This is a genomic window from Pseudomonas fungipugnans (assembly GCF_029955235.1).
Lineage (GTDB): Bacteria > Pseudomonadota > Gammaproteobacteria > Pseudomonadales > Pseudomonadaceae > Aquipseudomonas > Aquipseudomonas fungipugnans.
On record NZ_JARBWL010000002.1, the window covers coordinates 421,011 to 435,200 of the forward strand.

The 14,190-nt window shown below is 61.5% G+C and carries 15 protein-coding genes; 13 read left to right on the forward strand and 2 right to left on the reverse strand.

Annotated features, from left to right (window positions below):
• Positions 1 to 162: 162 nt before the first annotated feature.
• The 4 genes from POF45_RS16830 to POF45_RS16845 are packed head-to-tail and all read left to right on the forward strand — an operon-like array spanning position 163 to position 3,980.
• Positions 163 to 1,677: a TolC family protein gene (locus tag POF45_RS16830; RefSeq protein WP_259498073.1), complete on the forward strand. Its 1,515-nt coding sequence runs from the start codon at positions 163 to 165 to the stop codon at positions 1,675 to 1,677.
• Positions 1,661 to 2,266 carry an adenylyl-sulfate kinase gene (cysC, locus tag POF45_RS16835; protein WP_282316173.1) on the forward strand — a complete coding sequence of 202 codons (606 nt, stop codon included), beginning with the start codon at positions 1,661 to 1,663 and terminating at the stop codon, positions 2,264 to 2,266. The genes POF45_RS16830 and cysC overlap by 17 nt, the downstream gene beginning before the upstream one ends.
• Positions 2,263 to 3,048, forward strand: coding sequence for an aspartyl/asparaginyl beta-hydroxylase domain-containing protein (locus POF45_RS16840; protein ID WP_282316174.1), 786 nt, complete (start codon positions 2,263 to 2,265; stop codon positions 3,046 to 3,048). The genes cysC and POF45_RS16840 overlap by 4 nt, the downstream gene beginning before the upstream one ends.
• The gene (locus POF45_RS16845) at positions 3,036 to 3,980 is read left to right on the forward strand and encodes a sulfotransferase family protein (RefSeq protein ID WP_282316175.1); all 945 of its coding nucleotides are present in this window, start codon (positions 3,036 to 3,038) and stop codon (positions 3,978 to 3,980) included. Before POF45_RS16840 ends, POF45_RS16845 begins: the two co-directional genes overlap by 13 nt.
• 70 nt (positions 3,981 to 4,050) lie before the next feature.
• Here the strand turns inward: POF45_RS16845 and POF45_RS16850 are convergent, their stop codons facing one another.
• Together POF45_RS16850 and POF45_RS16855 are read right to left on the reverse strand one after the other, a co-directional pair.
• On the reverse strand, positions 4,051 to 4,809 hold the full coding sequence (locus POF45_RS16850) for a slipin family protein (protein ID WP_409077910.1): 759 nt from the start codon (positions 4,807 to 4,809) through the stop codon (positions 4,051 to 4,053).
• 2 nt (positions 4,810 to 4,811) lie between these two features.
• Positions 4,812 to 5,345: an NfeD family protein gene (locus POF45_RS16855; protein ID WP_282316176.1), complete on the reverse strand. Its 534-nt coding sequence runs from the start codon at positions 5,343 to 5,345 to the stop codon at positions 4,812 to 4,814.
• 188 nt (positions 5,346 to 5,533) lie between these two features.
• Here POF45_RS16855 and POF45_RS16860 point away from each other — a divergent pair, with 188 nt between their 5' ends.
• The 9 genes from POF45_RS16860 to POF45_RS16900 all read left to right on the forward strand — a co-directional run bounded on the left by POF45_RS16860 (position 5,534) and on the right by POF45_RS16900 (position 14,069).
• Positions 5,534 to 5,995 (forward strand): aminoacyl-tRNA deacylase, encoded by a 462-nt coding sequence (locus tag POF45_RS16860; RefSeq protein WP_259498081.1) that lies wholly within the window; start codon positions 5,534 to 5,536, stop codon positions 5,993 to 5,995.
• Between the two features lie 118 nt (positions 5,996 to 6,113).
• Positions 6,114 to 6,359: a DUF2789 domain-containing protein gene (locus POF45_RS16865; protein WP_259498083.1), complete on the forward strand. Its 246-nt coding sequence runs from the start codon at positions 6,114 to 6,116 to the stop codon at positions 6,357 to 6,359.
• A gap of 126 nt (positions 6,360 to 6,485) precedes the next feature.
• A complete protein-coding gene (locus POF45_RS16870; RefSeq protein ID WP_259498085.1) occupies positions 6,486 to 6,914 on the forward strand; it encodes a MarR family winged helix-turn-helix transcriptional regulator in 429 nt (142 codons plus the stop codon).
• A complete protein-coding gene (locus POF45_RS16875; protein ID WP_282316179.1) occupies positions 6,911 to 8,974 on the forward strand; it encodes an FUSC family protein in 2,064 nt (687 codons plus the stop codon). The genes POF45_RS16870 and POF45_RS16875 overlap by 4 nt, the downstream gene beginning before the upstream one ends.
• Positions 8,971 to 9,180, forward strand: a complete 210-nt coding sequence (locus POF45_RS16880; protein ID WP_259498089.1) for a DUF1656 domain-containing protein — start codon at positions 8,971 to 8,973, stop codon at positions 9,178 to 9,180. The genes POF45_RS16875 and POF45_RS16880 overlap by 4 nt, the downstream gene beginning before the upstream one ends.
• A complete protein-coding gene (locus tag POF45_RS16885; protein ID WP_259498091.1) occupies positions 9,177 to 10,079 on the forward strand; it encodes an efflux RND transporter periplasmic adaptor subunit in 903 nt (300 codons plus the stop codon). The genes POF45_RS16880 and POF45_RS16885 overlap by 4 nt, the downstream gene beginning before the upstream one ends.
• Positions 10,076 to 11,524, forward strand: a complete 1,449-nt coding sequence (locus POF45_RS16890; RefSeq protein ID WP_259498093.1) for an efflux transporter outer membrane subunit — start codon at positions 10,076 to 10,078, stop codon at positions 11,522 to 11,524. Before POF45_RS16885 ends, POF45_RS16890 begins: the two co-directional genes overlap by 4 nt.
• Positions 11,525 to 11,617: 93 nt before the next feature.
• Complete coding sequence (locus POF45_RS16895) at positions 11,618 to 12,256, forward strand: NADH:ubiquinone oxidoreductase subunit N (protein WP_259498095.1); 639 nt, start codon at positions 11,618 to 11,620, stop codon at positions 12,254 to 12,256.
• A 307-nt stretch (positions 12,257 to 12,563) separates the two neighbouring features.
• Positions 12,564 to 14,069: a YdgA family protein gene (locus POF45_RS16900; RefSeq protein ID WP_282316181.1), complete on the forward strand. Its 1,506-nt coding sequence runs from the start codon at positions 12,564 to 12,566 to the stop codon at positions 14,067 to 14,069.
• Positions 14,070 to 14,190: the final 121 nt, after the last annotated feature.

Genomic DNA, 14,190 nt, shown 5'->3' on the forward strand with positions numbered 1-14,190 from the left:
ACCAATGCTATGCACAACCTTGTGTGGGAGCGGGCTTGCTCGCGAAGAGGACGGCATGTTCAACATTTCTGTTGACTGACACACCGCTTTCGCGAGCAAGCCCGCTCCCACAGGGGTTGTGAATACACTTAAATCTGTGCAGCACCCAGGGGCGGTCCAAGGATGAAAAGAAGTCATAAGTTGTTCGGTGCCAGCCTGCTTGCGCTGGCGATCGGCGGATGTGCAGTTACCAGTGATCCGATTGAACGCAGCGTCAGTGAGCAGCGTGCCAAGAGCGATCTGCAGAACATGTACAAGGACCAGGAGCCGCTCAGCGGCCCGCTGACTTTGCACCAGGCCATGGCCCGCGCGGTGAAATACAACCTCGAAGGCCGGCTCAAGATCATGGAGGAAGCGCTGGCCAAGCGTCAGCTCGACCTCGCCAGCTTCGACATGCTGCCGCGTATGGCGCTGGATGCCGGGTACGCCGGGCGTAACAACGTCAGCGCCTCCAGCAGCCAGAGCGTACGCACCGGCACCCAGTCCCTGGAACCGTCGACCTCCCAGGATCGCGACCGCAATGTCGCGGACCTGACCATGGTCTGGAACGTCCTCGACTTCGGCGTCAGCTACATCAACGCCAAGCAACAGGGCGATCAGCGCCTGATTGTTCAGGAACGTCGACGCAAGGTGATCAACACCATCGTTCAGGACGTACGCTCGGCGTACTGGCGAGCGGTGGCTGCCGAACGCCTGCTCTCGCAGATCGACAGCCTGATGGCGCGGGTCGACACCGCGCGCAACAACAGCCAGAGCATGAGCGACCAGCGCATTGGCGACCCGGTGCAGGCGTTGGGTTATCAGCGCTCGTTGATCGAGGCGACTCGTCAGTTGCAGGAACAGCGTCGGGCCTTGTCCCTGGCTAAAACAGAACTATCGACCCTGATCAACCTGCCCATGGGCACCGACCTGAAGCTGGCGACCCCGGACGACTACCAGATTCCGCAACTGAAAGTCGGCATGGCCAGCCTGGAGCACGAAGCGCTGGCCAGCCGCCCGGAACTGCGTGAGCAGGATTACCAGACCCGTATCAGCACCGCCGAAACCCGCAAAGCCATGCTGCGTCTGCTGCCGGGGCTTGAGTTCTCGGCGGGCGGGCATTACGACAGCAACTCGTTTCTGGTCAACAACCGCTGGGCCGATTACGGGGCGAAAGTCACCTGGAACCTGTTCAACGTGATCTCCGCACCAGCGGCCATCGACGTCGCCAAGGCAGGCGAAGAAGTGGCCAAGGCACGCCGTCAGGCCATGTCCATCGCAGTGCTGGCCCAGTTGTATGTGGCCAATGCCAACTATCAGGAAGCGCTGAACCAGTTCAAGACCAACCAGCAACTGTCGCAGATCGACGGGCAGATTCTGGAACAGCTGCGCAACCGTCATCAGGCAGCCGGCATTGGTGAGCTTGACCTGATCCAGGGCGAACTGATCACCTTGCAGGCCGATCTGCGCCGCGATCTGTCGTACGCCGATCTGCGTAACGCCTATGGCCAGATTTTCGCCAGCGCCGGGCTCGACCCGCTGCCGGATCAGGTGCAGTCCACGCAAGTGCAATCCATCGCCACCGCACTGGCCAACCGCGAAGCGGCCTGGGCCTCGGGCGATATCACGGTGCCGGTGGTCAATGCCCCGGCCAAGTGACCTGCTGGCGCCGACGGCAAGCGTTAATCGCGAGCAACGGGAGGCCCGCAATGGCCACCGGGGTGCGGCGATTCTGCTGACCGGGTTGCCGGCGGCAGGCAAGTCGACCCTGGCCCAGGCGCTGCACGCCGAGCTGTTCGAGCGCGGTGTGCAGAGTGTGGTGCTCGACGGGGATGGGCTGCGGGTCGGGCTTAATCGTGATCTGGGTTTCAGTGAGCGCGACCGTCAGGAAAATATCCGCCGCGCCAGCGAGCTGGCCGCATTGCTGGTGGAGAACGGCCAGATCGTGATTCTGGCGATGATTGCGCCGTTGGTGGAACTGCGAAGTCTGTTTGCCCAGCGACTCGGCGAGGACTATCGCGAAGTCTGGTGCAGCGCGTCGTTGGTGGTCTGCGAGCAGCGCGATCCCAAAGGGCATTACGCCCGCGCCCGCCGTGGCGATTTGCCCGGGTTCACCGGCGTGTCCGCGCCTTATGAACCGCCCGTTTCGGCGTCGTTGGTCCTCGATACCGGCGCACAGTCCGTCGATGCCTGTCTTGATCGTCTGCTGACCTGGCTCGGCGAATGCGCGGTGCTGTCCACGCCATGAGTCGCCCCGCGTTCTCGCGCTTGCCGGTAGCGGTGGATTTGCCGCTGCTGTTGCAGGCGCTGGCGGCGATTGATGAAGACCAATGGCACGGTCACTTCAACAGCGCCTATTACGCCGGCGACTGGAGCGGCGTGGCGCTGATTTCGGCGACGGATGCGCTGACCGAACTGTCGCCGGGTCGTGGTCAGCCGCAATTGCGCGCCCCCTGGCTAAGCGATGGTCGCTGGCAACAAGCCCTGCGCGATCTGCCTCTGGAAATCGTCAGCGCACGCCTGCTGCGCCTCGGGCCGGGCGGCCAGATTCATGAACATCGTGACTATGATCTGGGTTCGCCGAACGCCGATTTGCGTCTGCACATTCCCTTGCTCAGCCCGCCTCGCGTGGATTTCCTGCTGGGCGGCCAGCGCATGCCGATGCAGGCCGGCGAGTGCTGGTTCCTTGATTTGTCGCGGCCACATCGGGTGGACAATCACGATCATCTGCCGCGGGTTCATCTGGTGCTCGATTGTCGGCCTGGGGCTTGGCTTGAGCAGGCGATTGTCGACGGGGTAGCGACCACTCCGTCGCCTGGCGTCACCGTCGATGCATTGGAGGCGTTTCAGCGGCTGGTCGCGGCAGACCCTGTGTTAGCGATGACGTTGCAGGGTTTGCGAGATAACGAATCCTTTATCGTTCGGACCCTGGAATTGGCTGCTGAGCGCGGCCTGCCGTTTTCCAGGGAAGAACTGCAAGCAGCGATGCGTCAGGGACGGCGCCAGTGGAACGAACAATGGAGCGCCTGAACCTTGAAGGCTGGTTGCCGATTCGCGTCTGGCAGCCGACGGCTGAGTGGCAAGTGGACTGGTGCTGGTTCGGCGATGCGCCGCTGCATCAACCGTTCTTTCGTGAGGCCGTGGAAGAGCGGCTGCGGTTGCCGTTCAATCAGGCGTTTCGCCGACAAACACCCTTGAGTGCCCTCGTCGATTGGCAGGCAGGCCGCCCCGGTCTCGCGCCCAGTGCGTTCATCTTTCACGCCTCGCGCTGCGGCTCGACCCTGATCAGCCAGATGCTGGCCAGGCTCGATAACCACATCGTCGTCAGCGAACCGCCGCCGCTGGACGCCTTGCTGCGCAGCGATTTACCGGCGTCCGCACGACGCGCCGCCATTGCCGGTCTGCTGTCTGCGTATGGCCAGCAGCGACGCGGGGTGGAACAGCGGCTGGTGATCAAACTCGATGCGTGGAACATCGGTGAATTGGCGCTGTTGCGTGAGCTGTATCCCCAGACGCCGTGGCTGTTTGTGTATCGCGAGCCGCTGGAGATTGCCGTCTCGCATCTGCGCCGTCCGGGCATGCACATGGTGCCGGGGATGATCGGGGCGAGTGTGCTGGATGATGGTTTGCCATTTGAAGGGCAGGAGAACTACATCGCGCGGCGGTTGGGACGTTTGCTGGAGACAGGGTTGGCGCAGTGTCGGGAATGGGCCGGGTTAGCGGTCAACTACAGCGAATTGCCGGACGCGATGGCAGGGCATCTGGCGGATTTTTTTGCGCTGGAGGGTGGGCAGCGTCAGCAGGTCTTTGCAGCGGCCGGACAGCATGCCAAGCAGCCGTCGCAGGTGTTTGTCGGGGACGGCGCGGACAAGCAGCGCGAGGCGTCGGCACTGCTGCGCGAACAGGTCGAGCAATGGGCGCGAGAACCGTATGCGGCCCTCGAACGATTACGCCAGGCCTGATTTGAACACGGTATATCCCCTGTGGGAGCGGGATTGCGTCTGGATTGAAAGGTGTTGGCAAGCCGCTATTTCAAGGTTTTGACGACAAATCCGCCATCCCCTTGAGCAATTCAATCGGCAACGGAAAGACAATCGTCGAACTCTTGTCCCCGGCAATCGACGTCAGCGTCTGCATGTACCGCAGTTGCATTGCCCCCGGTTGCCGACCGAGCATTTCAGCCGCCTGCATCAGCTTTTCCGAGGCCTGCAATTCACCCTCGGCGTGGATCACCTTGGCCCGGCGTTCCCGTTCGGCCTCGGCCTGCTTGGCGATGGCGCGGACCATCGATTCATTGAGGTCCACATGCTTGATTTCGACATTGGCGACCTTGATGCCCCAGGTGTCGGTCTGGGCATCGAGGACTTGCTGGATGTCGATGTTCAGCCGCTCGCGCTCAGCCAGCAGTTCATCCAGCTCATGTTTGCCGAGCACCGCGCGCAATGTGGTTTGCGCCAGTTGACTGGTGGCCATCAGAAAGTCTTCGACCTGGATGATCGCCTTTTGCGGATCGAGGACGCGAAAGTACAACACGGCGTTGACCTTTACCGACACGTTGTCACGGGTGATGACGTCCTGCGGCGGTACGTCGAGGACGATGGTGCGCAGGTCGACCCGGACCATTTGCTGCACCACCGGAATCAGCAGGATCAGGCCGGGGCCCTTGACCTGCCAGAAGCGCCCGAGCTGGAACACCACGCCACGCTCGTATTCGCGCAGGATGCGAAAGGTCGACCCCGCCAGTGCGATCACCAACAGCAGCAGCGCGGCAAAACCCACTTGCAGACCCATGATTATTCTCCAACTGGCGCCGCATCAGCTGCGGCCACTTGCAGCAATAAACCTTTACGTCCCGTCACCCGAACAGTTTGCCCCGGTTGCAGTGGTGTGGCACTGGACACTTGCCAGTTTTCACCCTGCAAGTGCACCCAGCCGTTGCAGGCATTGTCGGCCTGTAGCCCGGTGATCGGGGTGATGCTGCCGAGCAGGCCGGCGTCGCCGCTGACAACCCGACGTGGTCGGGTTGTCAGGGCGCGTATCAGCAGAAAAATCAGTAACAGGGCGCTGATCAGTCCCAGGCCGATCATCAATGGCACCGGGACGTCGGCGTTGGTCATGATCACCGCGCCGATGACAAACATCACAATGCCGCCCAAACCGATCACCCCGTAATTGGGCACCGTGACTTCGACCACCAGAAACGAGATGCCGAACAGCACCAGCCAAAGGCCGATGGGGCTGGGCACCAGCAGGACAACGTTATCCGCGGCGAAAGCTGCTCCGCTCATGATCATCAACAGCGCTACCGCATACCAGCGAGTGTTCACTTGACCCTCCGGGAGAGTCGCTGGGGGCAACCCTCCCTATAGTCTAGTTGAGACCTCGGCTGTCTGAATTTTGATCAGTCCGGTGGGCAGATTCCCCGTCGGTTTCTGCCAGCGCACCTAGACTTTCAAGAGAGAGAACAGGCTTAACCATCGTCCGCCCGTCACGGCAGCGGACATCGAGGTGCATCATGCGTATGGCAAGAACTGTGCAGACCAGCCTGGACAAGGCCGGTTGCGAATATGACGTCGTCACCCACCCGCACTCGGCCAGCAGCCTCGAAACGGCGCGAGTTGCGGGCATTCCTGCCGAGCGGGTGGCCAAGTCGGTGATCCTCGACGATCATCACGGTCACTACCTGATGGCCGTGCTGCCTGCCAGCCGTCACCTGGACCTGAGCAAAGTGCGCGGCAGCAGCGAATGGCAAATCACCCGGGAAAGCACCCTGGCGCATCTGTTCAACGATTGCGAACGCGGAGCGGTTCCGGCCCTGGGTGAGTTTTACGGCCTGGACATGGTCATCGACCCACTGCTGACCCGCCAGAAAGACATCTACGTCGAAGCCGGCAACCACAATAACCTGGTGCACATGAGCATGCCGCAGTACCTGAAAATGGTGCCGCATGCGCAGGTGTGTGAGTTGAGTCATTAGGTTTTGCGGCGTCTGCACCGCCGCCATCGCGAGCAGGCTCGCTCCCACAGTGAAATGCGCTCAACCTGTGGGAGCGAGCCTGCTCGCGAATAATCTTTCAGCCACCCCGGAGCCCGACATGCAATCCCCCTCCCACAGCCTGCCATCGCTGTTCAAACAACTTGGCCTGCCCGACGACCCGGTCAGCATCGACCAATTCATCGCCACCCATTCCCCCCTAAAACCCGAACTGCACCTGGCTGATGCGTTCTTCTGGACCCAAAGCCAGGCGGATTTTTTACGCGACGAAATTCTGGATGATGCGGATTGGGCGGAGGTGGTGGATCAGCTGGATGTGTTGCTGAGGAAAGGGCGGGGAGTGTGAAAATCTTGCGTCCGCCAGCAGGAGATTTGTATCAAAACTTGACCGCCTTTCCCCCCGAATGCGATATTGATAGTTAGCAAACTAACTGTGTGTCACGCCGTGCCAAAGAACCTCGACGCTCTCCAGATGAACATCAGCAGTGCCATGGTGGTGGCCGCCAGGCATTGGCGCAAAATCTGCCAGACCACGCTGGTCAACTATGGAATCTCCGAAGCCTGTGCCGTCCCGTTGTTGATGATCGGGCGTCTGGGGGAGGGTGTGCGGCAGGTGACGGTGGCGCACGCCGCCGGGATGGAGAGTCCGTCGCTGGTGCGGCTGCTCGATCAGCTGTGTCACGCCGGCTACGTCTGCCGTACCGAAGACGCCCATGACCGGCGCGCCAAGTGCCTGAGCCTGACCGATACCGGTCGCGAGCTGGTGCAAGCGGTGGAGGTCGAGTTGGTGCGGCTGCGTCATGAGGTGCTCGAAGGCATCGACCAAAGCGATCTGGAAGCTACGCTGCGGGTATTGCGAGCCTTTGAAGCGGCCAATTCGCCGTCGGTGGTCAACCCTTGAACGGATTTTTTACCGGTATGCCCCCGGCGCGGGACTGGTTTTACGGCGTGCGCACCTTCGCGGCGTCGATGATCGCGCTGTACATCGCCATGCTCATGCAGATGCCACGTCCGTACTGGGCGATGGCCACGGTGTACATCGTTTCCAGCCCGTTTGTCGGCCCCACCAGTTCCAAGGCGCTGTACCGCGCAGTCGGCACGTTCATGGGCGCGGCAGCGGCGGTGTTTTTCGTGCCGATGTTTGTCCAGAGCCCTTACATCCTGGTGGTGGTGATCGCCTTGTGGACCGGAACCTTGCTGTTCCTGTCCCTGCACCTGCGCACCGCCAACAACTATGCCTTGATGCTTGCCGGTTACACCCTGCCGCTGATTGCCCTGCCGGTGCTGGATAACCCGCTGGCGGTGTGGGATATCGCCGAGGCGCGGACCGAAGAGATTTTCCTTGGCATCGCCGTTGCGGCGGTGGTCGGGGCGATGTTCTTCCCACGGCGGCTGGCGCCGGTGTTCAACGATTCGGTGAATAAATGGTTTACCGATGCTTCGACCTACAGCCAGCGGTTTATCAGCCGCAACGTGCAGCCCGATGAAGTCAGCGCCCTGCGCGCGGCCATGGTGACGACCTTCAACAGTCTGGAATTGATGATCGGTCAGTTGCCCCATGAGGGCGCCCGGCCGCAGACGGTGCGCAACACCAAGGAACTGCGCGGGCGGATGATTCATCTGCTGCCGGTGGTCGACGCCCTGAACGATGCGCTCTACGCCCTCGAACGCCGCACGCCGGAGCTGGTGGACAAGTTCGCGCCGTTGCTGGTCGCGACCACCGAGTGGCTGGAGCACAAAGACGCCGACCTTGACCGCTGGCAAGCGCTGAAAGATCAGCTCGAAGCCCTGCAACCGAGTGCCGAAGCGCTGGAGGATCGCAAGCAGTTGCTGTTTTCCAACGCCCTGTATCGCCTCGGCGAGTGGATCGATTTGTGGCAGGACTGCCGCAGCCTGCAATACGCCATCCAGTGCGAGAGCCAGGACAATTGGCGCGCGGTTTATCGGCATTGGCGCCTGGGTCGCCTGACACCATTTCTCGACCGTGGGCTGATGCTCTATTCGGCAGCGTCCACGGTCAGCGCGATCATCGTCGCCTCGGTGCTGTGGATTCTGCTCGGCTGGACCGACGGCGGCAGCGCGGTGATTCTGGCGGCAGTGGCGTGCAGTTTCTTCGCCTCGATGGACGACCCGGCGCCGCAGATCTACCGGTTCTTTTTCTGGACGGCGATGTCGGTGCTGTTTGCCAGCCTCTACCTGTTTCTGGTGCTGCCGAACCTGCATGACTTTCCGATGCTGGTGCTGGCGTTCGCCGTGCCGTTCATTTGCATCGGCACGCTGACGGTCAAGCCGCAGTTTTACCTCGGGATGCTGCTGACGCTGGTGAACACCTCGTCGTTCATCAGCATTCAGGGCGCCTACGACGCGGATTTCCTCAGCTTCGCCAACTCCAACCTGGCCGGCCCCATGGGTTTGCTGTTTGCCTTTATCTGGACCCTGATTGCCCGTCCGTTCGGCGCTGAACTGGCGGCCAAGCGTCTGACGCGTTTCAGCTGGCGCGACATCGTCAGCCTCACCGAGCCGGCTACGCTGTCGGAGCATCGGCAACTGGGCGTGCAAATGCTTGATCGGCTGATGCAGCATCTGCCACGCCTGATGATCACCAATCAGGACTCCGGCATTGCCCTGCGCGAAGTGCGGGTGGCGCTGAATCTGCTGGATCTGCTGGCCTACACGCCGCGCATCCTCGGGGTGCCACACGTGCTGCTGCGCCAGGTGGTGGCGGAGGTGGGCGACTACTTCAAGGCATGCCTGAAGGCCGGCGAGCGGTTGCAGGCGCCAAGCCCATTGTTGATGACCATGGACCGGACTCGCCGCGCCCTCAGTGGCGCCGGTGATGATGAAACCCGTCGGCACCTTCTGCACGCCTTGGCCGGTCTGCGCCTGGCACTGCTGCCGGGTGTTGAATTCGTCGGCGGTGGCGAGTTCGAAGAACCGCTGCCCCAAGGAGCGCCATTATGATCGGTGATCTGGATATCAGCGGGGTGTTCCTGCCCACGCTGCTGGTGCTGATGGGCATCACGTATGTGTTTTACCTGTTGGTGCACGGGGTGCTCACGCGCCTGCACTTTTACCGTCTGGTCTGGCACCGGGCATTGTTCAACGTGGCTCTCTACGCTTTGCTGCTCGGCGCCGTGGACTCACTCAGTCGATACCTGATGACATGAAAAAACCCTTTTTGACTATTGGTCGCGTGGTATTGACCCTGCTGATCGTGACTTTCGCCGTTGTCGTGGTCTGGCGCATGGTGATGTATTACATGTTCGCACCCTGGACCCGGGACGGGCACATTCGCGCCGACATCGTGCAGATCGCCCCGGACGTTTCCGGGCTGATCCAGCAAGTGCAAGTGCGTGACAACCAGCTGGTGACACGCGGTCAGGTGCTCTTCAGCATCGACCAGGACCGTTTCAATCTGGCACTGCGCCAGGCCAAGGCCGCCGTTGCTGACCGCGAAGAAACCCTGGCTCAGGCCCAGCGCGAAGCCAAGCGTAACCGTGGCCTGGGCAACCTGGTACCGGCCGAGCAACTGGAAGAAAGCCAGTCGAAAGTCGCCCGCGCACAATCTGCCCTGGCCGAAGCGCTGGTGACGGTGGACAGCGCCCAGCTCAACCTCGACCGCTCGGTGATCCGCAGCCCGGTGGACGGCTACATCAACGACCGGGCGCCGCGTGCGCAGGAATTCGTCACCGCCGGACGTCCGGTGCTGTCGGTGGTGGACAGCAATTCATTCCACATCGACGGTTATTTCGAAGAAACCAAGCTGGACGGCATTCATGTCGGCCAAGGCGTGGATATTCGGGTAATCGGCGACCGCGCCCGGCTGCACGGTCATGTCGAAAGCATTGTCGCCGGTATCGAAGACCGTGACCGCACCAGCGGCAGCAACTTGCTGCCCAACGTCAATCCGGCGTTCAGCTGGGTACGGCTGGCGCAGCGTATTCCGGTGCGCATCGCCTTTGACGACGTGCCTGAAGATTTCCGCATGATCGCCGGGCGTACGGCCACGGTGTCGATCATCGGTGACGAGCGTCATGACGACCAGCAGCAGGAGCCCGCTAAATGAGCAAGGCTTCGGGGTTGGCGGTCGCCGGATTGGGACTTTTGCTGTCGGCGTGTCAGGTGGTCGGGCCCGATTATCACCTGCCCAAAGAAGCAGCGGTCAACCGTGACGACTTGCAGGGCGAGCTGACGGTGAACGGCAAGAGTGTCGTTTCGGCGCCTGTGCCGAGCGACTGGTGGCGCCTGTACCAAGACCCGCGCCTGGACCTGCTGGTGCAGCAGGCCATGGCTTCCAACACCGATCTGCGCGTGGCGGCGGCGAATCTGTCTCGCGCCCGCACGCAGGTCGAGGAAGCCCAGGCGGCGGGCGGCTGGAGCGGCGGCGTGAAAATGGGCGCCCAGCGTTTGCAGGAATCCGGCGAAGCGTATTTGCTGACTGAAAAAGTGCCAGTGGCCAACGTCGGCGACATCGGCATCACCACCTCGTATCAGTTCGACCTGTTCGGTACTTTGCAGCGTGGCATCGAAGCGGCCAAGGCCAATGCCGATGCGACCCAGGCGGCGTCCGACACGGCGCGAATCACTCTGGTGGCCGACGTGGTGCGGTCTTACACGCAAATCTGTGCGGCCAATGAAGAGCGGGAAATCGCCCAGCACTCGCTCGATCTGCAATCGCAAAGCACCACCCTGACCCAGCGTCTGCGGGACGCCGGGCGTGGCGACGAAACCCAGGTCACTCGCTCGCAAACCCAATTCAAATCCTTGCGCGCCGACATGCCGCGTTATGAGGCTGCGCGTCAGGCCGGGTTGTTCCGGCTGTCGATGTTGCTGGCCAAACCGGTCGATCAATTGCCGGCGGGCACCCGTGATTGCGCCGAATTGCCGAAAATCGCTCAATTGTTGCCGGTGGGTGACGGCGCAACCTTGCTCAAGCGCCGGCCTGACGTGCGTCAGGCCGAACGTCGGCTGGCCGCCGCGACCGCTGGTATCGGCGTCGCTACCGGTGAGTTGTACCCGGACATCAGCATCGGCGCGACCGTCGGTACCGTCGGTATTCTGGAAGACCTCGGCAAGCCACAGACCAACCGCTGGGGCTTTGGTCCGTTGCTGAGCTGGACCGTGCCATCCAACGGCTCCAGGGCGCGTATCCGCGAAGCCGAAGCGACGACCCAGGGTGCGCTGGCGCATTTTGACGGCGTGGTGCTGAACGCCATCCGTGAAACCCAGACCGGCCTGGCGCAATACACCGCGCTGCTGCAACGTCGCGATGCCTTGGCCGATGCCGGCCAGTCGGCGCAACTGGCGGCCGAGCAGACGCACCGCTTCTATCAGGCCGGTCGCGCCTCGTTCCTGGCGGACCTGCAAGCGACCCGCACCTACACCGATGTGCTCGCGCAACTGGCCTCGGCCAATACCCAGGTCGCCATGAGCCAGATCGATTTGTTCCTGGCGCTGGGCGGCGGGTGGGAAAGCGGACGAACGCAAGCCTCGAACCCCGGCAAACCCTGAGCCCGTTGCTATGCTTTGAAAGGTTGGACTGACGCGCCACGAGCCACGCCAGTCCACTGATCAAGGCTCGCGATGGTCATGGGGATTCCAATAATGAAAAACCCTTATGCTCCCGGCTTCTGGTGCGCTATTGCGGCATTGGTTTTGCTGTCGGCCACCTACTTCTACGGCATCATGCTGGCCCACCAGATTGACAAGGCGCTGGTATTTCTCGACAGCGCATCGGCGCTGATTGCCGTGTTGTCCATCGTCGTGGTGGCCTGGGCTTCCTTTCAGGGGCAGCGCATCAAGAAAAGACATTCCGAACAAGGCAAGACCCTGGTGCTGATCTGGGACACCAAGGTTGCCCTGCGCCGGGTCGAAACCGTGTTCGACCGCTATTTCTGGGGCAGCTACTGGCAACCGGGGCGCACATTTCAGGAAGTCATGGGCGAACTCACCGGCACGCCGCTGGAAAAAAGCCTCGAAGCCTTGAAAACCCAGTGCCTGGCGCTGGACAAGCAAGTGACCGAAGAGGGCTGGCACTGGCTCAACAATGCCCGCGAATTGTCCGACGTGGCGGCCGCCATGGCCCGCGAGCGGTATCAGCTGGATTTTTGTGATCCGCGTTCCGAATCGCCGAGCGGGACGGCGGTGATCAATCGCGATTTCGAGGTGCTGGTGTATACGTGGACGGCGCGGCTGAAGAGTTTTGATCATCAGCTCGATGAGATTGAGCACGAATACTCCTGACTCTGTATTGGCCGGGCTGACGCCTTCGCGAGCAAGCTCGCTCCCACAGGGGATCTGTGATCGACGCAGAACCAATGTGGGAGCGAGCTTGCTCGCGATGGCGATTTAACGACCGCCGAAACTCTTCCCCCCTGCCTGTGGTCCACAAGCACACTCCCCAAAGACACTCTTTCACCTTTAATCATTGGGTCGTCTCGCCCGGCAAATGCTAATCTCCCCCGCACTTTCAGCGGAGTCGAGCCGTAACCCGTCATGGGTTCAGGGAAGACGACCACACTTTCAACAACGGACATTGATCGGGTACTTCATGAATAAATCAGCAGGCGTGCTTCTTGGAATCGTCGTCGCCATCGGTGCAATCAGCGCCGGCGGCGCCTGGTACACCGGCACCAAACTTGAAGGCGTGTTGAATACCGCCCTCGTCGATGCCAACAAGGAGCTCACCGCTGCGATGGTCGGTTCCAACGGCACGGCGTCTGTCGAATTGGTATCGCTGGAGCGCGGCGTGTTCAGCAGCACCGCGCATTACCGCCTCAAGGGTGATGGCGAGTTGTTCGGTGGCGAGCCGGTCGAGTTGCTGTTCGTCGACCACATCGAACACGGTCCGCTGCCGGCTTCGCGCCTGTTCTCGCTGAAATGGCTGCCGGTCATGGCCACCAGTCACTACGAACTGGAAAAGACCCCGCTGACCGAAAAATGGTTTGCCGCCACCAAGGATGCGTCGCCGCTTAAAGGCGCGGTCAACATCGGTTACGACCAGTCCACCAACGGCACCCTTGAATTGTTGCCACTGGAAATGGCGCTGGACGATAAATCCAGCGTGAAATTTTCTGGCCTGAACCTGGACGTCGCGGCCACTGCCCAGGCCCAGAAGCTCAAGGCTGACGGTTACATGGACAGCCTCAAGCTGACCACCGTGTCGCAAGATCAGGCACCGGTGCAGATCGAGCTGAACGGCCTGACCCTGGCCAGCAACCTGGCCAAAAGCACCTACGGCTACTACACCGGCGACAACACAGTGGAGCTGACCAGCAGCAAGACCACGTTCGGTCCCAAGCAACAAGTGCTGGGCCTGAACAAGCTGGAAATCAAGAACCAGACCGAAGAATCGGGCACCAGCGCTTCCGGGCGTGCCGATTACAAGGTCGGTGAAGTGACGTTCAACGGCAAGACGCTGGGTTCTGCACAGATGGCCATGAGCCTGAAGAACCTCGACATTCCGTCGACCATGTCGCTGATGCAGATCTACCAGACCAAGCTGCAGCCGTATGAGAAGGCGGCTGCCGAAGCGGCCGCTGCCGGTCAACCGGCGCCGGAGTTGAACCTGACGCCGCAAGAGAACGCACAGGTCAAGGCCGGTCTTGAGAAGCTGCTGGCTGGCGGCCCGCAATTTGCGCTGGAGAACTTGTCGTTCACCACCGCCAACGGTGAAAGCCGTGCCAACCTGGTGCTGGACCTGACCAAACCGTCCAACATGGACCTGCCGCCGGATCAGTTGGTGCGTCAGTTGATCGCGCTGCTGGACATCAACCTGCAAGTGTCCAAGCCGATGCTGATTGACCTGCTCAGTGTGCAGGCGCAAATGGACGGCCAGACTGACGCCAAGACCATCGTCGACCAGGCAACGGCCACCAGCGACATGTTCAGCACTATGGCAACGGGCACCCAATTGGCCACGCTGGACGGCACCAATGTCGTCAGCAAGCTGCATTACGCCAACAATCAGGTCGAGTTCAACGGCCAGAAAATGACCGTCGAACAATTTGTCGGTTTTGTGATGGGCAAACTGGGTGGGGCTGGCGTCGTTCAGTAACACACCCACTGTAAAAAGCTGTGGGAGCGAGCCTGCTCGCTCCCACATTGAAAGCTCGCGCAACGCCCGGGTTCTGCGCAATGCAGATGCCGGGCGTTTTGCTGTCCGGCATCCCTCGACA

Bases quoted from the DNA above. Each gene is read 5' to 3' on its own strand.
- POF45_RS16830 (WP_259498073.1), top strand. From the start codon at position 163: ATGAAAAGAAGTCATAAGTTGTTCGGTGCCAGCCTGCTTGCGCTGGCG.
- cysC (WP_282316173.1), top strand. From the start codon at position 1,661: ATGCCCCGGCCAAGTGACCTGCTGGCGCCGACGGCAAGCGTTAATCGC.
- POF45_RS16840 (WP_282316174.1), top strand. From the start codon at position 2,263: ATGAGTCGCCCCGCGTTCTCGCGCTTGCCGGTAGCGGTGGATTTGCCG.
- POF45_RS16845 (WP_282316175.1), top strand. From the start codon at position 3,036: ATGGAGCGCCTGAACCTTGAAGGCTGGTTGCCGATTCGCGTCTGGCAG.
- POF45_RS16850 (WP_409077910.1), bottom strand. From the start codon at position 4,809: ATGGGTCTGCAAGTGGGTTTTGCCGCGCTGCTGCTGTTGGTGATCGCA.
- POF45_RS16860 (WP_259498081.1), top strand. From the start codon at position 5,534: ATGCGTATGGCAAGAACTGTGCAGACCAGCCTGGACAAGGCCGGTTGC.
- POF45_RS16865 (WP_259498083.1), top strand. From the start codon at position 6,114: ATGCAATCCCCCTCCCACAGCCTGCCATCGCTGTTCAAACAACTTGGC.
- POF45_RS16870 (WP_259498085.1), top strand. From the start codon at position 6,486: ATGAACATCAGCAGTGCCATGGTGGTGGCCGCCAGGCATTGGCGCAAA.
- POF45_RS16880 (WP_259498089.1), top strand. From the start codon at position 8,971: ATGATCGGTGATCTGGATATCAGCGGGGTGTTCCTGCCCACGCTGCTG.
- POF45_RS16885 (WP_259498091.1), top strand. From the start codon at position 9,177: ATGAAAAAACCCTTTTTGACTATTGGTCGCGTGGTATTGACCCTGCTG.
- POF45_RS16890 (WP_259498093.1), top strand. From the start codon at position 10,076: ATGAGCAAGGCTTCGGGGTTGGCGGTCGCCGGATTGGGACTTTTGCTG.
- POF45_RS16895 (WP_259498095.1), top strand. From the start codon at position 11,618: ATGAAAAACCCTTATGCTCCCGGCTTCTGGTGCGCTATTGCGGCATTG.
- POF45_RS16900 (WP_282316181.1), top strand. From the start codon at position 12,564: ATGAATAAATCAGCAGGCGTGCTTCTTGGAATCGTCGTCGCCATCGGT.